Here is a 19,368-nt window from a genome sequence, read left to right as displayed (position 1 = left end):
TTTTTCCCCTCGATTCAATACTTGCGCTCCTTCAACCTCGAGGAACGGCAGCAGGCACGTGGGCGTCATCGGCGGCGGCAACTCGGCGGTCGATGCGGCGCGCGTGGCTCTGCGGCAAAGAGATGTCCGCAGCGTCGCCATCTTCTACCGCCGCACCCGGGAAGAGATGCCGGCTTTTGCCGAGGAGGTGGAGGCGGCATTGCAAGAGGGCGTCCGCTTGGAGACGCTGGTCTCGCCGGTGAAGATCCTCACCAGGCAAGGGAGGGTCACCGGGCTGCGCCTGGTGCGCAATGTGCTAGGCGATATTGACGCCTCCGGCAGGCGGCGCCCGGTGCCGGTTCCTGGCTCCGAGTACGACTGCGAACTAGATTCCGTCATTGTGGCCATCAGCGAAGGCTCCGACGTCGACTCGGTGGCCGTGGCGAGCCAGCAGAGAGTCGAAACCACTCGGGAAGAGACGGTCAAGGTCGACCCGGACACCCTGTGCACCAATCTGCCTGGCGTCTTTGCCGGTGGCGACGTGGTCAGGGGAGCGAGCACCGTGGTGGAGGCAATCGCTGATGGCAAGCGGGCCGCGGTGATGATCGACCGCTACATCCGGGGCGAACTCCGCCAGCCGCCTGAGGTGCGGTTGCCGCGCGTCTCCGTGCCGCCAGTGCAGGTGAGCGAGGAGCTTGCCTCGGCACGCCGGGTCGAAACTCCGCGGGCCTCGGTAGAGTGGCGCAAACGAGGGTTTGCGGAGGTGGAGATGTCGCTGACCGTAGAAGAGGCAACGCGCGAGGCGAGCCGCTGCCTGCGCTGCGACCTCGAGTTCGTGCAGCGGCCAGAAGCACGCGCCTGAAGCTGAAGGAAGAGCAACATGGTCAACTTCACTATGAATGGGGTGCCGGTGCAGTTTGAAGAGGGCACCACGCTGCTGGAAGCGGCCAAGTTCATGGGCTTTCCCATCCCCACGCTCTGTCACGTGGAAGGGCTTTCTCCCTATGGCGCCTGTCGGCTGTGTGTGGTGGAGATTGGCGAAGGGCCGCAAGCAAAGTTGGTGACCTCTTGCACCTATCCGGTCCAGGAGGGGCTGAAAGTGCGCACCGCCTCGTCGCGCGTGGTACGTGCGCGCAAGATGATCATCGAGCTCCTGCTGGCCTCATGCCCTCAGTCGAAGGTCATCCAGGACCTTGCCTCCAAGTTCGAAGTGCGCCAGCAGCGCTTCCGGCAGGAGTACGAAGATTGCATCCTCTGTGGCCTGTGTGTGCGCATGTGTGCCGAGCAGATGGTGGGCAAGGCCATTGGCTTCCGGGGCCGCGGCGAGCGCCGGAGCATTGGCACTCCGTTCGATATTCGCTCGGAGGAGTGCCGGCTCTGCGGTGGGTGCATCTACGTGTGCCCCGCGTGTCAGTTGCGCTGCACCTACACCGAGCCGGAGAAGGCCATCTGTGGCGCCTGCGCGAACCTGAGCCCGCCGTGTATCGAAAAGGAGCAGTTCGACGACATGATGTGCTACATGGACCCGTGCGTGGCATGTGAGATTGTCAAGTAGCCGGACGGCCGAGTAGACTTCTGCATTGGGGCGGTCAAAACACAAGGAGCAGCAGGCATGGCAACCACTCTTTCCCGCATAAACTCATCGGCAGCGACGCTCACCAAGAATCGCACCGAGGATTCCATCACCCCCTCATCGGGGATGTGCGTCACCGGTGTGGACGGGTGCATCGGCATGTGCGAAATCGGCAAGTCCGCCTATCGCGGTCACGAGGTCATCTACCCGCAGCCTTTTGGCGTGATCACCACGGCAGCGGAAAAGACCTACCCAGTGGACTATGGCCACTTCAACATCATGGGCACTGCCGTGGGCGCCCACGGCATCGAGGCAGATAGCGACAAGGCCATCTTTCCCAACGTCAGCCTCGAGGTGGCCATCGGCCACGACCAAGGCATCAAGTTCCGCTACCCATGGATCATTCCCGGCATCGGCTCCACCAACGTGGCGAAGAACAACTGGGAGGGGCTTGCTATCGGCTCGGCGTTGGCGGGCACCGGCTTGACCATCGGCGAGAACGTCGTGGGCATGGACATGGAGGCCACGTTCAAAGGTGGGCGGGTCGTGGACACGGTCGACCTCAAGAGGCGCGTGCAGCTGTACAAGGAGTTTCAGCGCGACGGCTACGGGGCCATCATCGTGCAGGCCAACGTCGAACACACCCGCCTGGGCGTGCACGAACACGCCGTGGAAAAGCTGGGCGTGGAATGTGTGGGGATGAAGTGGGGCCAAGGTGCGAAGGACATCGGGGGCGAGGTCAAGATTCGCGAGCTCAAGAAGGCCCAGACGCTGCGTGACCGGGGCTAGGTGGTGCTTCCGGATCCCCACGACCCGGACGTGATCCGTGCCTTCGAGCGCGGTGCGTTCAAGGAATTCGAGCGTCACTCCCGCATCGGCATGGTCGACGAGGAGGCCTTTGCCCAGCGCGTGGAAGAGCTGCGCAAGGCCGGGGCCAAATACATCTTTCTGAAGACGGGCGCCTATCGGCCGGCCGACTTAGCGCGTGCCGTGGCCTATTCATCCAAGTATCGCATCGACCTGCTCACAGTGGATGCGGCCGGCGGCGGCACCGGCATGAGCCCCTGGCGCATGATGAACGAATGGGGCGTTCCGCCCGTAGAGCTGCATTCGCTCTTGTACTTCTACACCAAGCGGCTGGCCGAGCAGGGCAAGTACGTGCCGGCGCTGGCCGTGGCCGGCGGCTTTACCTTCGAGGACCAAATCTTCAAGGCCCTGGCGCTGCGAGCTCCTTACTTCAAGCTGGTTGGCATGGCCAGGGCGCCCATCGCCGCCGCCACGGTGGGCAAGACCATCGGCAGAGCTATCAGTGAAGGACAGTTGCCGGTGTACGTGGAGCGCTTCGGCACCACCATCGACGAAATCTTTGTCACCGCCAGCTCGCTGCGTAAAGAGCCGGGCAAAGAGATGTTCGAAAAGGTGCCCACAGATGCGCTGGGCCTGTACACCTGCTACGAGTGCCTTGCACAAGGGCTGCGCCAGCTCATGTGCGGCAGTCGCAAGTTCACCTTGGCGCACATCAGCCGCGACGACATTGCCGCTCTCACCCCAGAGGCGGCACGCATCAGCGGCATCACCTACATCACCGACGTGGACAAGGAAGAGGTGGAGAAGATTTTGGCCTGCTGACGTCCCCTAATCGGCGGGCACGAAGGGCCAATGGAGAGCGCGATGCGCGCCATTGGCCTTTCTGCTTTTTCAGAGGTGGGGCGTTCTGGCCGCACCGCTTCTGGCTGAGCAAGAGGGAGTCGCCCACCAGGCTCACGCTTCGCCTCCCGCAGGGCGTACACCGGCTGCACAAGCCACGCCCTGCTTCCCTCGCGCGCTGTTTTGCACGCCCCGCTCCCCATGCCCGCCCGGGCGGCCTCGTCGGCATCCGGCGGGCTCGAGGTTGGCACTGGCATCACCTCGTAATGGCTCTTCCCCACGCACCGTGGTTGCGGGCGGGCTGGTTGGCTCAGTGCGCCGGCTCCCGAAAGAGGTTGACTTTTTGCGGCCACTCGCGTATATTTGCCACGGCATCCGAGAAGATAAGCCGGCAAGGTCAAACCAGGGAGAGGACGTATGAAGCCCGAGGAGATGCGCAAGCTGAGTTTTGCGACGCTGTGTGTCCATGGGTCAGGAGGCGTGGACCGGCTCACCGGCGCGGTTTCCATCCCCATCTACCAGAGCTCGACCTTTGCCTTCCCCAGCGCTAAGGCGGGGGCTGAGATCTTTGCCGGGCAGCGGGAGGGCTACATCTACACGCGCATCGGCAACCCCACGGTGGATGCCTTCGAGCGGGAGATGGCCTTCTTGGAAGGCGGCGAGGCTGCGTGCGCCACTGCCTCGGGCATGGCTGCGACCACCACGGCGGTGCTCACCGTCGTGCGCACCGGGGAAAACATCGTCGCCTCCGACACGCTGTACGGCGGCACCCACCAGCTCTTTCGCGAGACGATGAAGCGCCTGGGCATCGAGGTGCGCGAGGTGGAGGCGAGCCAGCTGGCCAATATCGAGGCCGCCATGGACGACAAGACACGCGTGGTCTTTATCGAAACGCCCTCTAACCCCACGCTGAAGCTCATCGACATCGCCGGCGCAGCGAAGATTGCCCACCGCCACGGGGCTCTCCTCATGGTGGACAATACCTTTGCCACGCCCTATTTCCAGCGGCCGCTTTCCTTAGGAGCCGATATCGTCATCCACAGCGCCACCAAGTACATCGGGGGACATGGCGACACCATCGGCGGGGTGATTGTCGGGCCGAAGGATTTCATAAAACGAGCCAAGGGCGAAGTGCTGCGCGACCTGGGAGGATGCCTCAGCCCATTCAACGCCTGGCTCTTTGTGCGCGGCCTCAAGACCTTGCCGGTGCGCATGGAGCGCCACCAGTTCAACGCCATGCGGATTGCGCAGTACTTGAGCTTTCATCCCAAGGTAGCTCGCGTTTGGTACCCGGGTCTGCGCATCCATCCCCAACACGAGTTAGCGCGCAAGCAGATGACCGGCTTCGGCGGCATGGTGTCCTTTGAGCTGAAGGGAGGGCGTGCCGCCGGCGAGAAGCTCATGGATTCGGTCAAGCTCATGACCTTGGCGGTCAGCCTTGGTGATTGCGATACCTTGATCGAGCACCCGGCCAGCATGACCCATTCGACCTACAAGGAGGAAGACCTCCTTGCCTGCGGCATTACGCCTGGTCTGGTGCGCCTTTCGGTGGGAATTGAGGCAGTGGAGGACTTGATCAACGACCTGTCCCAGGCGCTGCGGAAGATAAAGTGACGCGTGGCTCGTTTGGGCCATTTTTCGATTGACATTTAGCGCCGTTTTTCGTATACTTAGCAGCGGTTTTGCAAGGCGTTATCGGCAGGTGGACGAGCGACGACTGCTGCCAGCAAGGCGGCAGTTTGTGTGAGGGTGGCATGTCAAAGCGAACTGTGTGGCTGATCGTCGTAGCGGTGGTAGTGCTGGGCGGGTTGTCGGTGCTGGGTCTTTCGCTGCTCAGCCTGCGCAGCGCTGGCGGCGAGGCCATGGGGCTCCCCTCGTTTGGGGCCAAGATTGCCGTTGTGGAGCTCACCGGCACCATTGTCGACCCCCGGCCGGTGGTGCGCCAGCTCAAGCAGTACCGCCGGGACGGCTCCATCAAAGCCATCGTCCTGCGCATCGAGAGCCCAGGCGGAGGGGTTGCCGCCACGCAGGAAATTTACCAGGAGGTGAAAAAGACCAGGGAGGCGGGCAAGGTCATCGTGGCCTCCATGGGCTCGGTAGCGGCGTCGGGCGGCTACTACGTGGCGGTAGGGGCAACGCGCATCATGGCCAATCCGGGCACCACCACCGGAAGCATTGGCGTGATCGCCGAGATCCCCAACATCCGACGCCTGCTGGACAAGCTGGGCATCGGCTTTACCGTGATCAAGAGTGGCAAGTTCAAGGACACCGGTTCTCCCTACCGCGAGCTCACTGACGCCGAGCGCGCCTACCTGCAACAGTGGGTGGATGATGCGTTCGCCCAGTTCGTGGATGCCGTGGCCGAGGGCCGCAAAATGGAGCGCGCACAGGTGCGGGATCTGGCCGACGGGCGGGTGTTCACCGGCATGCAGGCGGTGCGCAGCGGTCTGGTGGACACCCTGGGCACTCTTGAGGACGCGCTGCGCCTGGCCGCTGACCTGGCGGGCATCAAGGGCGAGCCGCGCATCGTGCGGCAGGAGAGACGCCTTCGTCTGGTTGACCTCCTTTTCCAGAACGCGCGTCTCTTCATCGAAGCCTTGGAGCGCTGGCCACGCCTGAGCTACAAGGTTGCTTTCTGAGCCTGGAGCGAAGCAGTGCCGATTTTCGAATACAAATGCGCCGACTGTGGCGTGACCTTTGAAGAGCTGGTCCGGAGCAGCGACAGCCACTCGCCGCCGGCCTGTCCCCAGTGCGGCAGTGCACACACGGCGCGGATCTTCTCGGTGTTTGGCTTTGCCGGGACCAGTCGCCCCGTCACTTCTGCGAGCACGGCCTCCTGCAGCGGGTGCAGCTCAAAGCACTGCGCCACGTGCAAATGAGCGCCCTCTGAAGTGGAACAGCGGCGCCTGCCCCAGTCTGTGCGGTGCTTGCGCGAAGAAGAACCGGGGATGAGCGGGGAATGTGAGGTTGCAGATGACCAAGCAGGAGATTGTGGACATAGTCGCCGAGGGGACGGGGTTGACCAAGGTTGACACCCTGGCCGTCATAGATGGTTTCATCGCCACGGTGGCTTGGGCCTTGCAGCACGGGCAGAGCGTGACGCTGCGCGGGTTTGGCACCTTTCTGGTAGCCGATCGCAAGGCGCGCAGGGCCCGCAATCCGGTGACGAAGAAGTTGGTGGAGATTCCGCCGCGAAAGGCACCCTATTTTCGCCCGGCTGAAGAGTTGCGCGAGTCGGTGGCGAAAGGGCCCAAAGCGGAGCAAGAGGCACCAGCAACGGGGACGGATGGCCCCACACCGGCTTTGCCGAACGAGAGAACCGACATATAGCCGAAGCACAAGTTCAGGCACTGAAGCAAAGGAGGTGAGCGCGTTTGCCCTGCGGCAAGAAGAGGAAACGACACAAGATCGCAACCCACAAACGCAAGAAACGGCTGCGGAAGAACAGGCACAAGAAGAAACTCCGGTAGGAGCGCCCCGCGTGGGGCTCCCCAGAGAATGAGTGCGGTGGTCCACACACGAGGCAGGCTGCGGCAGCTGCCGTACGAACGGCACCGTTGGCCGCTGGCAACGCTCGGCATAAGGGCTGAGGCAGACGCTTGGCCCTTATTTGCCTGTGGCTGGCGTCGTGGCCTCGGGAGTGGCTGTTCCCGGTCTCTGGTTGCCTGAGGGAGCGTGGGGAGAATGGCGGTGCAAGAAGAACAATTCCCGGAAGTGAGCCCTGAGATCGGCGTCGGCGAGGCGTACATCTACACGGTATCCGAGCTGACGCGGGAGATCAAGGTGCTGCTGGAGACCACAATTCCCGTAGTGTGGGTGCAGGGCGAGGTCTCCAACTTCAAGCTGCACACCTCCGGGCACATGTACTTCTCCCTGAAGGATGAGAATGCGCAGATTGCCGCGGTCATGTGGCGTGGCCGCAACGCGGGGCTGCGCTTCATCCCCGAAGACGGCATGAAGGTGCTCGTCCAGGGGCGGGTAACCGTATATGAGAAAAGGGGCAACTACCAGCTCGACGTGCTGCGGCTGCAGCCCGCCGGGGTGGGAGAGCTGCAGCTTGCCTTCGAGCAGTTGAAGAACCGTCTCCGGCAGGAGGGGCTGTTTGCCGAGGAGCAGAAAAAACCCATTCCGCGTTTTCCCGAGCGGGTGGGTATAGTGACCAGTTCCACTGGCGCAGCGCTCCAGGATATTCTCAACATCAGCAGGAGGCGGCTGCCTGGTGTCGAGTTGATTCTGCGCCCGGTGTTGGTGCAGGGGGAGGGCGCTGCCGAGGACATTGCGCGCGCCATTGCCGAGTTCAACGAGTACGGCCAGGTGGACGTGATCATCGTCGGCAGGGGGGGTGGCTCCCTGGAAGACCTCTGGGCTTTCAACGAGGAGATTGTCGCCCGGGCCATTTACGCCTCGCGCATTCCGGTGGTCTCGGCGGTGGGGCACGAGGTGGATTTTACCATCGCCGACTTTGTGGCCGACCTCCGCGCCCCTACGCCATCGGCGGCGGCGGAACTGGTGGTCCCAGACCGGCAGCAGCTGGCGCAGAACCTGCGCAGCCACATCGCGTGGGCCTACCAGGCCCTTTCCGGCCAGCTCGGTCGTGGCCGGGAACGGCTCAATGCCGTCCGCTCCAGCTACGGCTTCCGCCGGCCTGAGGACATCGTCCACCAGCACCAGCAGCGGCTCGACGACGTGACCCGCATGCTTTCGACCACCATGTCTCACCTGCTGACTCTGTCCAGGCAGCGCCAGCAGAGTCTGGCCATGCGGCTGCAGTCCTTGGGGCCGCAGGCGGTGCTGGCACGGGGCTACTCCATCTGTTTTCGGCTGGAGAACGGCGAGGTGGTGCGCACTGGCGCGCAGGTGGCCGAAGGCGAAGCAGTGGGCGTGCAGCTCTTCCGCGGGAGGATTGCGGCCCAAGTGACCAAGGTGGAGCAAGAGGCAGAGCTTAAAGGCCTTTTCCCCGCCAAGGCGGGCACAGATGAACGGCGCTGAGGAGGGTATGACCAGCAAGAAGACATTCGAAAGCGCGATGCAGCGCCTGGAGGAGATTGTCCAGATCTTGGAGCGCGGTGACACTTCCTTGGAAGAGTCGCTCCGGCTTTTCGAGGAGGGGACCGAGCTGGCCAAGTTCTGCGAAGCACGGCTGGCGGAGGCCGAGAGCAAACTGAAGATGCTCGTCAAGAAGGACGACGGCTTCCAACTCGAGCTTGTCTAACCAGGGAGACGACACGACCATGCAGGACGAGAGAGGGGCGTACCGCATCCTGCCCAAGATCAACTCACCCGCCGATTTTCGCCAACTCGACATCCCGGAGCTGTCACAGCTGGCCAAGGAGTTGCGCGAGTTCATCGTCTCCACGGTGAGCTGCACCGGCGGCCATTTGGCCCCCAGCTTAGGGGTCGTCGAGCTGACGCTCGCCCTCCACTATGCTTTCGACACGCCGCGCGACAAGATTATCTGGGACGTGGGCCACCAGGCCTACCCGCACAAGGTCATCACCGGCAGGAGGGACCAGTTCGCTACTTTGCGCCAATGGGGTGGCATCAGTGGCTTCCCCCGGCGGGAGGAGAGCCCCTACGATGTGTTCGGCACCGGCCACGCCAGCACCTCCATCTCCGCCGCCTTGGGGATTGCCTGCGCCCGCGATTTTGCCGGCGACGACTACGCGGTGGTGGCCGTCATCGGTGACGGCTCCATGAGCGGGGGCCTGGCCTTTGAAGGCCTGAACAACGCCGGTGCCCTGAAGCGCGACCTCATCGTCATCCTCAACGATAACCGTATGTCCATCTCTCGCAACGTCGGCGCACTGGCCGAGTACCTGACGCAACTGATCACCGCGCCGGCCTACAATGTGCTCAAGCGGGATATTTGGGAGCTCACCGGCAAGCTTTCCCACTTGGGCGGACATATCCGCACGGCGGTCAGGCGCATGGAAGAGGGACTCAAGGCCCTGATCGTGCCCGGCTTGCTCTTCGAACGGCTGGGATTCCGCTACTTCGGCCCAATCGATGGGCACAACATCGCCCTGTTGGTGAGGGTGCTGCGGGAAGTACGGCAGCTGAAAGGGCCCATCTTTCTGCACGTGCTCACCACCAAAGGGAAGGGCTACCTGCCTGCAGAGAAGGACGCTTCCCGTTTCCACGGACTTGGGGCCTTCAACAAGGTCACTGGCGATGCTGCCAAGCCGGGGAAGAATCCCACCTACACGGAAGTTTTCGGCAGAACTCTGGCGGAAATAGCAGCCAAGCGCCCGGAAGTAGTGGGGATCACGGCGGCAATGGAGCTGGGGACAGGACTCTGTTACCTCCGCCAGACCTTTCCTGAGCGCTTCTTCGATGTGGGTATTGCCGAGGCGCACGCCGTTACCTTCGCCGGGGGGCTGGCGGTGCAGGGACTGAAGCCGGTGGTGGCCATTTATTCTACCTTCCTGCAGCGCGCCTATGACCAGATCATTCACGACATTGCCCTGCAAAACCTGCCGGTCGTTTTCGCTTTGGATCGCGGTGGCCTGGTTGGCGACGACGGCCCCACCCACCACGGTTCCTTCGACCTGACGTACCTGCGCAGCGTGCCCAACCTTGTGGTGGCAGCGCCAAAGGACGAAAATGAGCTTAAGGACCTGCTCTGGACGGCCGTGGACCACCACGGGCCCTTCGCGTTGCGTTACCCGCGCGGCGAGGGAGAGGGTGTGCCGCTGAGCAAAGGGCACAAGAGCATCCCCATTGGCAGCAGTGAGCGGCTGCGCAGCGGTCATGATGTCGCCCTGTTGGGGGTCGGTCCCCTGGTCTATCGCTGCCGGGAAGCAGCCGAGCGCTTGGCCGAGCAGGGGGTCTCCTGCACGGTGGTCAACGTGCGCTTCATTAAGCCGATGGACGAGAGGATGCTCCGCCAGGTGGCCAGCCATCACCCCGTGGTGGTCACGGTGGAGGACAACACGGTGGTCGGCGGTTTTGGCAGTGCGGTGGCCGAGTGGCTGGCTGACCACGGTTTCCGCGACGTGCGCTTGGTGCGCCTCGGCCTGCCCGACCAGTTCGTGCCCCATGGCACCCGCGAGGAACTTTACGCGCGCCTTGGACTGGACACTGACGGCATCACGCGCACGGTCTTGGCCACCTGGCAAGAGGTGATGCAGGCGGCCGAGGGGCGGGCCGTGCGAGCGGCGAGCTGAAAGTGCGGTGAAGCGATGACGTTGGGCATTGTTGCCAACATTACCAAGCCCATGGTCAAGGAGGTGATCCCCCGCCTGGTGCGGTGGCTCGGCAAGCGCCACACCGCCTTCGTGTTGGCCCAGGACATCCGGGAGGTGGTGGACCCTGGAGTCGCCCCTTCCTGCTGGGTGGACGTCGAGGAGCTGGGGCGACGCAGCGACGTGGTGATCGCCTTTGGCGGCGACGGCACCTTTCTGGCTGTGGCGCGGGCCGTCGGCCACCTCGGCGTACCGATCCTGGGCGTGAACCTCGGCGGGTTGGGGTTCTTGGCCGACGTGCGCATCGAAGAGCTTTATCCCTGCCTGGAGGATCTGTTGACCGGGCAATACGACGTCATCGAGCGGATGCTCCTGCGGGCTGCAGTGGTCGAGGAGCCGGACCGGGTGTTTTACGCCCTCAATGATGTGGTCATCGACCGCGGGGGCTCGCCGCGGATCATCGAGATCACCACCCACGTGGACGATGTTTACTTCAACACCTACATCGCTGATGGGCTCATCGTTGCCACACCAACTGGTTCCACCGCCTATTCCTTGGCGGCTGGCGGGCCCATCGTCATTCCGACCATGCGCGTGCTGGTAATCACCCCCTTGTGCCCACACTCTCTGAGTGCGCGGCCGGTGGTCATTCCGCCCGAGAGCGTGGTGAGGGTGACGGTAGCCACCGAGGACCAACAGGCAAACCTGACGGCGGACGGGCAGATCGGCTGTGTGCTCGGCAAGGGGCAGGAGGTGGAGATCCGCGCCGCCGACTATGCGGTGCGCTGGGTGGCAACGCGCCGCCGGCGCTTCTACGAGGTGTTGCGGCTGAAACTCCACTGGGGGGAAGACCTGCGCTCGGTGTGAAGTCGCCGGTTCCCTTTTTGCAACAAGACCTCTCCCATGAGTGACACTGGCAAGCCGACTGGGACAACGCTGCCCACCTTGGATGCACAGACTCCCTTGATGAGGCAGTACCTGCGCTTCAAGGCGAAGTACAAGGACGCTATCTTGTTCTTCCGCATGGGCGACTTTTACGAGATGTTCTACGACGACGCCAAGATAGCATCGCAGGTGCTCGGCATCGCGCTGACCAGTCGGGCGCACGGCAAGGCGGCCAATGTGCCCTTGGCTGGCTTCCCCCATCATGCCTTGGATGCCTATCTCACCAAGATGGTCAAAGCCGGCTACAAGGTGGCCATCTGCGAGCAGGTCGAGGACCCCAAGAAGGCGAAGGTGGTGGTCAAGCGGGACGTGCTTGAGGTGGTCACACCGGGCACGGTGCTCAGCGATAGCCTGCTGGACACGAAGCGCAACAACTTTCTGGTGGCACTGTACCTCAAGGGAGAAAAGTGCGGCTTGGCGGCCGCGGATGTCTCCACCGGGGACTTTGTCGCGGGCGAGTTTCCGCTGGCTCAGCTCAAGGAACAGGTGGTGCGCGCCGAACCCGCCGAACTGCTGGTCAGCGAGGAGCAATTGCCCTACGTCACGGAACAGCTCGGCCCGGCGCAACCGGCTATGGTCTCCAAGTGCGAGGAGTGGGTCTTTCATCGCGACTACGCCTACGAGCTCCTGACCCAACACTTTGGCACCACCTCGCTGCGCGGGTTTGGCTGCGAGGACCTGGACGTGGGCGTTTCGGCAGCGGGCGCGGTGGTCCACTACCTGAAGGAAAACCAGAAGAACGAACTCCGCCACCTCAATCGCCTGTCGCGCCTCAACGAGGCCGAATATCTCGGCCTGGACGCCTCGACAAGGCGCAATCTGGAGCTGGTAACACCGCTCAATCCGGGCGCCACACACGCCACCTTGTTGTCCGTCATCGATAGGACCCTCACCCCCATGGGCGGGAGAATGCTGGTGCAGTGGCTGCTTCGCCCTTTGACCAGCAAGGTTGCTATTGACCGGCGTCTCGATGCCGTGGAGGAACTGGTCGCCCAAGGGGAGTTCCGCCAGAGGATTCGCGACCAGCTGCGGCGCGTTGGCGACCTGGAGCGACTTATGGCCAAGGTGAACACCGGGCGAGCCAATGCCCGTGATTTGCACGCACTCATGCGCACCTTGGCGCTCATCCCGGAACTGAAGGCATCGTGCGCGTCACTGGAGAGTGCTTTGCTCCGGGAGATTCACGAGCAGCTGGCGGAGCTCCGCCCCCTGGTCGACGAGCTCAGGCGCGCCCTGGTCGACGAACCGCCCGTGCTGGTCACTGAAGGCGGCATCATCCGCTCCGGCTACAATGCCGAGCTTGATGAACTGCGGGCCATCGCTTTCTCTGGCAAGGATTGGATCGCCAAGCTGCAGACACGCGAGCGCGAGCGCACCGGCATCCCCTCTCTCAAGGTCAACTACAACAAGGTCTTCGGCTACTACATCGAGGTCACTAAACCCCACCTGTCGAAGGTGCCAGCCGATTACGTGCGCAAACAGACCACCGTGGGTGCGGAGCGCTTCATCACCCCCGAGCTCAAGGAGTATGAAGAAAAGGTCTTGGGGGCAGAGGAGAAGATGGCGCTGCTGGAGTATGAACTCTTCGACCAGCTCCGCAAGCGGGTGGCGCTGGAGACGGAGGCCGTGCAGAAGAACGCGCGGCTGCTGGCGCAGCTGGACTGCTTAGCGAGCTTGGCGGACGTAGCGGTGAGCAATCGCTATGTGCGTCCAAAAATCAACGAGTCGACCGCGATCGTTTTGAAAGAGAGTCGCCACCCGGTCATCGAACGCCTCTTGCCGGCTGGACAGCCCTTTGTCCCCAACGACCTGTTCATCGATAGCGCCAGCGACCAGATTCTGATTATCACCGGGCCGAATATGGCCGGCAAATCCACCTACCTGCGCCAGGTGGGGCTGATCGTCATCATGGCGCAGATGGGGAGCTTCGTCCCCGCCAAAGAGGCGCGCATCGGCTTGGTCGACAGAATCTTCACGAGGGTGGGGGCCTCGGACAACCTTGCGGGCGGGGAGAGCACCTTCCTGACCGAGATGAACGAGACGGCCAATATCTTGAACAACGCCACGCCGCGCAGTTTGATCCTGCTGGATGAGATCGGCCGCGGCACCAGCACCTTCGATGGCCTGTCCATCGCCTGGGCGGTGGCAGAGTTCCTCCACAACACGCCGCGCCTGGCGGCCAAGACCATGTTTGCCACCCACTACCACGAGTTGACCGAGCTCGCGCTGATCCTGCCGCGGGTGAAGAACTACAACGTTGCGGTGAAGGAGTGGGGCGACCGCGTGGTGTTCCTGCGCAAGATCGTCGAAGGGGGCTGTGACCACAGTTACGGCATCTATGTGGCACAATTAGCAGGGCTGCCAAGGGAGGTCATCGAGCGGGCCAAGGAGATACTCGCCAACCTGGAGGCGGAGGCGCTCACCCCCTCGGAGCAGCCCAAATTGGCGGCCAGGCGCAGCAGTTCCGGCGACGATGCGGCGCGTCAGCTGCAGCTGGATATCTTCGCTGCCCAAGAAAGGTATTTGGCCGAGGAGCTGCGGAGCATTGACCTGGATAACCTTACTCCGCTCCAGGCCCTCAACAAGCTATCGGAGCTCAAGAAGAAATTGGACGGGGAGAATTTGTAAGGTCTTGTTTCTTCTCATGCGCCGGCGGAAAAGGCCTTGATTTTGCCCCTCTGTTTTTGTAGATTGACCGGCAGCAGGGGTAGACGGAGCCCAGTGAGCGCGAGGTGAAAGCAGTGAGACGATGCACAGTCATAGCCTTAGTGATGGCCCTCGGTGGGGCAGGCGTGGGCTATGCCGGCCAATGGCGGGGGGCCAAATACGCGGGCGAGTCCATGGGCATTGGGGTTGGGGCGCGCGCCTTAGGCATGGGGGGTGCTCACGTGGCAGTTGCCAGTGACGTCACTGCCGGCTATTGGAATCCCGCCGGGCTTATGGGCTTGGCCAATCCCCAGCTTGCCGCCATGCACGCGGAGCGCTTTGCGGGCGTGGTCAACTATGACTACTTCGGTGCTGCCGCGCCCCTGGGGCGCAAGTTGGCGGTGGCGCTCACCGTCACCCGTACGGCAGTGGATGACATCCCCATCACCACCAGGCTACGGAACCCCGAGCGGGCGCTGGGGGAGTTGTACAGCGAAAACGGCGTGCTCGTGCGGAATACCCCCTTGATAGATAAGTATGTGAACGACGCCGAGTGGGTGTGGCTGCTCTCGGTTGCGCGGGCGCGCAGCCAGTCCCTCTGGTACGGGGTCAGCGCCAAGATCGTGCACAAGAGCATCGGCGATTTTGACGCGTGGGGAGTGGGCTTCGACGCGGGGGTGCGCTGGAATGCCGTGGAGCGCCTGCTTGTGGGCGGAGTGCTGCAAGATGTCACCACGACGGTGCTCGTGTGGGACTCCACAGGCACCCGCGAGCTGTTGTTGCCAACCCTCCGGTTGGGAGTCGCCTATCCTCTCCCCTTGCGCTGGCTGCGGGGTGAGATTGTGCCGGCATTCGACGTGGATGTCAAGTTTGAGGGGCGGAAGAGCGCAGCACAGCTTCATGCCGGGCGGGCAAGCGCCGACTTTCACTTTGGCCTGGAGTACGCCTTTCGCCAAGTGGTTGCCCTGCGCGTCGGCAGTGATGTGGGTCATCTCGCCTTTGGCGTGGGAGTGCGGTTGCCCCAGCTGGACGTCGACTATGCTTGCTTGAGTCACGATCAACTCGGTACCACTCACCGCATATCCCTTCAGCTGACCATCCAGAAAGAGAAGCTCGGGCGGCGATAGGCCAAGAGGTGGCTCAGGGGGATGCCACGAGGATGCCCACACAACCGGGAGGGGCAAAGGGGACATGCTTAATTTCTTGAAAACATTGGCAACTAAAGAAGATTCTGGTTGACAAAGAGCCGAAAAATTGCTATAATCACTTCTGCCAGGCGGCCTGAAGTTGTGAGGTGATCAGCGGGAGCAGAGGAGCATTCTGGCGAGACAAGGAGCGCGATGATTGCAAGCATGACCGGCTTTGGCGCCGGCGTCTGCCGCGACAACGGCATCGAGGCCACTGCTGAGGTCAGATCATTCAACAATCGCTTCTTGGAAGTCTCGGTCCACCTGCCGCGGTTCCTTTCGAGCCGCGATCAACAGGTGAAGGAGATTGTGCGGAGACGGGTGGCGCGCGGGCGGGTGAACGTCTCCATCAGCGTCAAGATGGAGAACAGCTCCTGCTTCGCCCTGAAGGTCGATTTGGAGATGGCGCGTGCCTACAAGCAGCTGCTGCAACGGCTGAACGAGGAGCTTGCTCTTCAGGACCAGGTGCGGCTCGACCACTTTGTGGGATTGCCTGACCTGTTCAGTCCGGAAGGCGATCAGGAGTATGCCGAGGCTGCTTGGGGAGTGGTGGAACGCGCCCTGGCCGAGGCGCTGCAGCAGATGGTGCAGATGCGGCTCCAGGAGGGGGCAGAGCTGCGCAAAGACCTGGAGAAGCGGATCGCTCTTCTGGAAGAGAAGGTGAACCGGATCGAAACGCTCTCGCAGCAACGCGTGCCGGAGACAATGCGTCGCCTGCAGGCGCGGGTACAGGCGCTGCTTGCTGAGGTGCCGGTGGACGAGGCGCGGCTGGCGCAAGAGGTGGCCATCCTGGCCGACCGCATGGATGTGACCGAGGAGTGTGTGCGCTTTCACAGCCACAATAAGCTCTTTTTGGCATCGATGGATGAAGAGGAGCCCTCGGGGCGCCGCCTCAACTTTCTGCTGCAGGAGATGCAGCGCGAGGCCAATACCATCGGCGCCAAGGCCGCCGACGCCGATATCTCTCACCTGGTGGTGGAGGTGAAGGACGAGGTGGAGAAGATGCGCGAGCAGGTTCAGAATATCGAGTGAGGAGAGCCTCCCCGATGGTCATGGTAGGTGTTGGCCATGGAAACTATGTGGCGGCCGACAAGATTGTGGCAGTAGTGGCAGCCGGATCAAAGCCAATTCGGCAGATGATCCGCGAGGCGCGCCAGGAAGGGCGCTTGGTTGACGCCACTGCAGGCAAGCGGACGCGCTCGGTGTTGGTCATGTCCAGTAACCAGGTGGTGCTGTCAGCGAACTTGGCGCGCACCATTCTGCAGCGCCTGACGCAACCGCTCCCGGCGCTGGAGCAGCAGGCCGATGAAGCAAGCCTCGCCTGAGCCTCGGGGAATGTTGGTGGTGATCTCCTCCCCCTCGGGCGGCGGCAAGACGGCGGTGGTACAGGGGCTGCTCAGCCGCGATCCAAATACCTTCGTCTACTCGGTGACCGCCACCACCCGACCTCCTCGGCCAGGCGAACGCGAGGGAGTTGACTACTACTTTGTGAGCCCGGAGGAGTTCGCGCGCATGCGCGACGATGGGGAGTTGGTGGAGTGGGCAGAGGTACATGGCTACTGGTACGGCACGCCGCGCTCTTCCATCGAAGGGCCGTTGCGCCAGGGCAAGGTGGTGCTCATGGCCATCGACGTGCAAGGGGGACAGGCGGTGCGCAGGCTTTACCCGGAGTGCTCGCTGCTTGTGTTCATCAAACCGCCCTCCCTGCGCGTGCTGCGGGAGCGGTTGATGAAGCGGAGCACCGAGGGCGCCGAGGAGATCGCCAAACGCCTGCAGCGCGTGGCCATGGAGATGTCGGCGGCGCGAACCTACGACCACGTGGTTGTCAATAGAGAGCTTGATGGAACGGTGGAGAGAGCGGCGAAGCTCATTGCCGCAGCCAGGCGTGCACAGACACGGCAAATTGCCAGAAGCTAACGTGATGTCAAGGAGGGTTGAGGACTGATGCTGTACAACATTTCGCGGGAAGAGATCGAGAAGCATGCGGAGAGTGTGTACGAAGCAGTGGTGGTCATCGCCAAACGGGCGAGGCAGATCAATGACGAGCAGAAGCAGTTAGTCGAGATGGAGATGCGGGAGGCCCTGGCCGAGATCAAGGATGAGCCGCTTGACGATGACCAGCCCCGCGAGCCGATTCATAAGCCGTACATGCGGCTGCCAAAGCCGACCAGCCAGGCCCTCCAGGAGTTCTTGGAGGGGAAGTTGCGCTACACCTATGTGGAGCGCGAGGATGCTGCCCCTGCAGAGGAGTCCGCTCCTGTAAAGGAAGAAGAGTAGGCAGCGCATGGTTTTCCAGGGCAAGAGAATTGTCCTCGGCGTGACCGGCGGCATTGCTGCGTACAAGAGCTGTGAGCTGGTGCGAGCCCTCAAGAGCGAGGGCGCCGAGGTGAGAGTGGTCATGACCAGGGCAGCAGGGCAATTCGTCACCCCGTTGACTTTCGAAACCCTGAGCCAGAACCCTGTGCTGACCGAGCTCTTTCCTGGCGTCGGCAAGGGGGGCACGGTGCACATCGAGCTTGCCCGCTGGCCGCACGCGGTGGTGGTCGCCCCGGCGACCGCCAACTGCGTAGCCAAGGTGGCCGCCGGTATCGCAGACGACCTGTTGACCACGCTCATCGCCGCCACCACCGCGCCGGTCATCTTTTGCCCAGCGATGAACAAGGAGATGTATGCCAAGCCGGTCTTCCGCGAGAATGTGGCACAACTGCAGCGCTTGGGCTACACTTTCGTCGACGCCGAAGCTGGCGAGCTGGCCTGTGGCGAGGAGGGGTGGGGGCGCCTGGCGGAAAAGGAGCGCATCCTCGACGCCCTGAAGACGGTGCTGCTTGGCTCCAAGGAGCTGGCTGGGCGTCGCGTGTTGGTCACGGCCGGGCGCACCGAGGAGGACATTGATCCTGTTCGCTTTGTCACCAACCGCTCCTCAGGCAAGATGGGTTTTGCCCTGGCCGAGGTAGCGGCGCTCATGGGTGCAGAAGTGCAACTCATTACCGGGCCGAGTGCCGAGCGACCTTTTGGCGGAGTGACCTGCCAGCGCGTGCGCACCTCGGCAGAAATGGCCGAGGCGGTCCGCTCCGCGTTGCTGGACGTGGACGCGCTCATCATGGCCGCGGCTGTGGCCGACTTTCGCCCGAGACACGTCAGCCCGCACAAGCTCAAGAAGGGGCTGGAAAACGTTGCCCTGGAGTTGGAGCGCACAGAGGATATCCTGGCCACGGCAGGCAGGCACAAAGGTCAGCGCGTGCTGGTGGGCTTTGCCGTGGAGACTGAGAACGAGATCGACAACGCCAAGGCCAAGTTGACCGCCAAGAACTTGGACATGATTGTGCTGAACAACCCCACCGAGCCGGGAGCGGGCTTCGGCACGGACACGAACAAGGTCACGCTGATCAAGAGGGATGGCACGGTGCAGAAGCTCCCCCTGATGAGCAAGCGGGAGGTGGCGCGCCTTGTTCTGCTGCAGGTGGCAGAGCTGCTGGCGGCTCGCCCCACTGGGCAAGCAAAGGAAGGTGCATAGGGCAGACCATGGCGCATCCCGCTGACAACGACCTGGAGTTAGTGAGGCGCTTCCTGCGGCAACACGCGGAATTGTACGGCGCGGAGATTGTCTTGCCCGCGGCCGCAAAGGCGGTTGCGCCTGATCCGCTCCAGGCTTACTGCGAGGAGATCCGCGGCTGTGTGAAATGCTCCTTAGGCCGCAGCAGGACGCGTTTTGTCTTTGGCGTGGGCAATCCCCACGCCCGCGTGATACTGGTGGGCGAGGCACCGGGCGCAGATGAAGACCGGCTGGGCGAGCCGTTCGTCGGCCGCGCGGGCCAGCTTCTCAATCGTCTGCTCAGAGAGGCCGGATTCGAGCGAGAAGAGGTCTACATTGCCAACATTCTCAAGTGTCGGCCGCCCAACAACCGTGACCCTCTGCCGACCGAGATCGCGCTCTGCGTGCCCTATTTGCAGAGGCAGATCGAACTGATCAAGCCGGATTTCATCGTGGCCCTGGGGCGCAGCGCCGCGCACACCTTGCTCAACACTACTGCGGCACTGAACAAGTTGCGCGGCGTGGCGCATGGTTGTGCTGGCGCGCGGCTCATCGTCACCTACCATCCGGCGGCGATTCTCCGCTATCCGCAGTTTGAGGAGCCGACGCGCCAGGATCTGCGGCTCCTGCGGACGCTGTACGATGAGAAGTATGCAGCAGTGCAATGATGACCGT

18 protein-coding genes and 1 pseudogene are annotated in these 19,368 nt (G+C 62.8%); all 19 read left to right on the top strand.

The window, feature by feature from the left end; genetic code table 11:
• Window positions 1-58: 58 nt before the first annotated feature.
• The 19 genes and pseudogenes from NUW13_09420 to NUW13_09330 all read left to right on the top strand — a co-directional run bounded on the left by NUW13_09420 (window position 59) and on the right by NUW13_09330 (window position 19,361).
• On the top strand, window positions 59-841 hold the full coding sequence (locus NUW13_09420) for an FAD-dependent oxidoreductase (protein MCR4439243.1): 783 nt from the start codon (window positions 59-61) through the stop codon (window positions 839-841).
• An 18-nt stretch (window positions 842-859) separates the two neighbouring features.
• Entirely contained in the window at window positions 860-1,534 is a 675-nt protein-coding gene (locus tag NUW13_09415; protein MCR4439242.1) for a 2Fe-2S iron-sulfur cluster-binding protein, read from the top strand.
• A gap of 57 nt (window positions 1,535-1,591) precedes the next feature.
• A pseudogene (locus NUW13_09410) lies at window positions 1,592-3,181 on the top strand (glutamate synthase-related protein).
• Window positions 3,182-3,616: 435 nt separating this feature from the next.
• A complete protein-coding gene (locus NUW13_09405; GenBank protein ID MCR4439241.1) occupies window positions 3,617-4,813 on the top strand; it encodes an aminotransferase class I/II-fold pyridoxal phosphate-dependent enzyme in 1,197 nt (398 codons plus the stop codon).
• 140 nt (window positions 4,814-4,953) lie between these two features.
• Window positions 4,954-5,838 carry a signal peptide peptidase SppA gene (sppA, locus tag NUW13_09400; GenBank protein MCR4439240.1) on the top strand — a complete coding sequence of 295 codons (885 nt, stop codon included), beginning with the start codon at window positions 4,954-4,956 and terminating at the stop codon, window positions 5,836-5,838.
• Window positions 5,839-5,853: 15 nt separating this feature from the next.
• Window positions 5,854-6,078 carry a zinc ribbon domain-containing protein gene (locus NUW13_09395; protein ID MCR4439239.1) on the top strand — a complete coding sequence of 75 codons (225 nt, stop codon included), beginning with the start codon at window positions 5,854-5,856 and terminating at the stop codon, window positions 6,076-6,078.
• A 94-nt stretch (window positions 6,079-6,172) separates the two neighbouring features.
• Complete coding sequence (locus tag NUW13_09390; GenBank protein MCR4439238.1) at window positions 6,173-6,529, top strand: HU family DNA-binding protein; 357 nt, start codon at window positions 6,173-6,175, stop codon at window positions 6,527-6,529.
• Between the two features lie 354 nt (window positions 6,530-6,883).
• Window positions 6,884-8,188 carry an exodeoxyribonuclease VII large subunit gene (gene xseA, locus NUW13_09385; protein MCR4439237.1) on the top strand — a complete coding sequence of 435 codons (1,305 nt, stop codon included), beginning with the start codon at window positions 6,884-6,886 and terminating at the stop codon, window positions 8,186-8,188.
• A 7-nt stretch (window positions 8,189-8,195) separates the two neighbouring features.
• Window positions 8,196-8,411, top strand: coding sequence for an exodeoxyribonuclease VII small subunit (gene xseB, locus NUW13_09380; GenBank protein ID MCR4439236.1), 216 nt, complete (start codon window positions 8,196-8,198; stop codon window positions 8,409-8,411).
• Window positions 8,412-8,430: 19 nt separating this feature from the next.
• Window positions 8,431-10,365: a 1-deoxy-D-xylulose-5-phosphate synthase gene (dxs, locus tag NUW13_09375; protein ID MCR4439235.1), complete on the top strand. Its 1,935-nt coding sequence runs from the start codon at window positions 8,431-8,433 to the stop codon at window positions 10,363-10,365.
• Between the two features lie 15 nt (window positions 10,366-10,380).
• Entirely contained in the window at window positions 10,381-11,250 is an 870-nt protein-coding gene (locus tag NUW13_09370; GenBank protein ID MCR4439234.1) for an NAD(+)/NADH kinase, read from the top strand.
• A gap of 36 nt (window positions 11,251-11,286) precedes the next feature.
• Window positions 11,287-13,956 (top strand): DNA mismatch repair protein MutS, encoded by a 2,670-nt coding sequence (mutS, locus tag NUW13_09365; protein ID MCR4439233.1) that lies wholly within the window; start codon window positions 11,287-11,289, stop codon window positions 13,954-13,956.
• A gap of 113 nt (window positions 13,957-14,069) precedes the next feature.
• The gene (locus NUW13_09360) at window positions 14,070-15,101 is read left to right on the top strand and encodes a hypothetical protein (GenBank protein ID MCR4439232.1); all 1,032 of its coding nucleotides are present in this window, start codon (window positions 14,070-14,072) and stop codon (window positions 15,099-15,101) included.
• A 213-nt stretch (window positions 15,102-15,314) separates the two neighbouring features.
• The gene (locus NUW13_09355) at window positions 15,315-16,193 is read left to right on the top strand and encodes a YicC family protein (protein MCR4439231.1); all 879 of its coding nucleotides are present in this window, start codon (window positions 15,315-15,317) and stop codon (window positions 16,191-16,193) included.
• 14 nt (window positions 16,194-16,207) lie between these two features.
• A complete protein-coding gene (locus tag NUW13_09350; protein MCR4439230.1) occupies window positions 16,208-16,486 on the top strand; it encodes a DUF370 domain-containing protein in 279 nt (92 codons plus the stop codon).
• A complete protein-coding gene (gene gmk, locus NUW13_09345) occupies window positions 16,467-17,078 on the top strand; it encodes a guanylate kinase (GenBank protein MCR4439229.1) in 612 nt (203 codons plus the stop codon). The genes NUW13_09350 and gmk overlap by 20 nt, the downstream gene beginning before the upstream one ends.
• A 27-nt stretch (window positions 17,079-17,105) precedes the next feature.
• Window positions 17,106-17,438 (top strand): DNA-directed RNA polymerase subunit omega, encoded by a 333-nt coding sequence (rpoZ, locus tag NUW13_09340; protein ID MCR4439228.1) that lies wholly within the window; start codon window positions 17,106-17,108, stop codon window positions 17,436-17,438.
• 7 nt (window positions 17,439-17,445) lie between these two features.
• Window positions 17,446-18,675, top strand: a complete 1,230-nt coding sequence (coaBC, locus tag NUW13_09335) for a bifunctional phosphopantothenoylcysteine decarboxylase/phosphopantothenate--cysteine ligase CoaBC (GenBank protein ID MCR4439227.1) — start codon at window positions 17,446-17,448, stop codon at window positions 18,673-18,675.
• 8 nt (window positions 18,676-18,683) lie between these two features.
• Entirely contained in the window at window positions 18,684-19,361 is a 678-nt protein-coding gene (locus NUW13_09330) for a uracil-DNA glycosylase (protein ID MCR4439226.1), read from the top strand.
• Window positions 19,362-19,368: the final 7 nt, after the last annotated feature.

This window comes from candidate division KSB1 bacterium (assembly GCA_024655945.1).
GTDB lineage: Bacteria > Zhuqueibacterota > Zhuqueibacteria > JANLFK01 > Oleimicrobiaceae > Oleimicrobium.
Note: the sequence above shows the minus strand (reverse complement) of the source record. Positions and strands in the feature narration are given on the sequence as shown.

Excerpts from the sequence above, each read along its gene's own strand:
- NUW13_09415 (MCR4439242.1), top strand. The coding sequence starts at position 860 with ATGGTCAACTTCACTATGAATGGGGTGCCGGTGCAGTTTGAAGAGGGC.
- NUW13_09405 (MCR4439241.1), top strand. The coding sequence starts at position 3,617 with ATGAAGCCCGAGGAGATGCGCAAGCTGAGTTTTGCGACGCTGTGTGTC.
- sppA (MCR4439240.1), top strand. The coding sequence starts at position 4,954 with ATGTCAAAGCGAACTGTGTGGCTGATCGTCGTAGCGGTGGTAGTGCTG.
- NUW13_09390 (MCR4439238.1), top strand. The coding sequence starts at position 6,173 with ATGACCAAGCAGGAGATTGTGGACATAGTCGCCGAGGGGACGGGGTTG.
- xseA (MCR4439237.1), top strand. The coding sequence starts at position 6,884 with ATGGCGGTGCAAGAAGAACAATTCCCGGAAGTGAGCCCTGAGATCGGC.
- xseB (MCR4439236.1), top strand. The coding sequence starts at position 8,196 with ATGACCAGCAAGAAGACATTCGAAAGCGCGATGCAGCGCCTGGAGGAG.
- dxs (MCR4439235.1), top strand. The coding sequence starts at position 8,431 with ATGCAGGACGAGAGAGGGGCGTACCGCATCCTGCCCAAGATCAACTCA.
- NUW13_09370 (MCR4439234.1), top strand. The coding sequence starts at position 10,381 with ATGACGTTGGGCATTGTTGCCAACATTACCAAGCCCATGGTCAAGGAG.
- mutS (MCR4439233.1), top strand. The coding sequence starts at position 11,287 with ATGAGTGACACTGGCAAGCCGACTGGGACAACGCTGCCCACCTTGGAT.
- NUW13_09355 (MCR4439231.1), top strand. The coding sequence starts at position 15,315 with ATGATTGCAAGCATGACCGGCTTTGGCGCCGGCGTCTGCCGCGACAAC.
- NUW13_09350 (MCR4439230.1), top strand. The coding sequence starts at position 16,208 with ATGGTCATGGTAGGTGTTGGCCATGGAAACTATGTGGCGGCCGACAAG.
- gmk (MCR4439229.1), top strand. The coding sequence starts at position 16,467 with ATGAAGCAAGCCTCGCCTGAGCCTCGGGGAATGTTGGTGGTGATCTCC.
- rpoZ (MCR4439228.1), top strand. The coding sequence starts at position 17,106 with ATGCTGTACAACATTTCGCGGGAAGAGATCGAGAAGCATGCGGAGAGT.
- coaBC (MCR4439227.1), top strand. The coding sequence starts at position 17,446 with ATGGTTTTCCAGGGCAAGAGAATTGTCCTCGGCGTGACCGGCGGCATT.
- NUW13_09330 (MCR4439226.1), top strand. The coding sequence starts at position 18,684 with ATGGCGCATCCCGCTGACAACGACCTGGAGTTAGTGAGGCGCTTCCTG.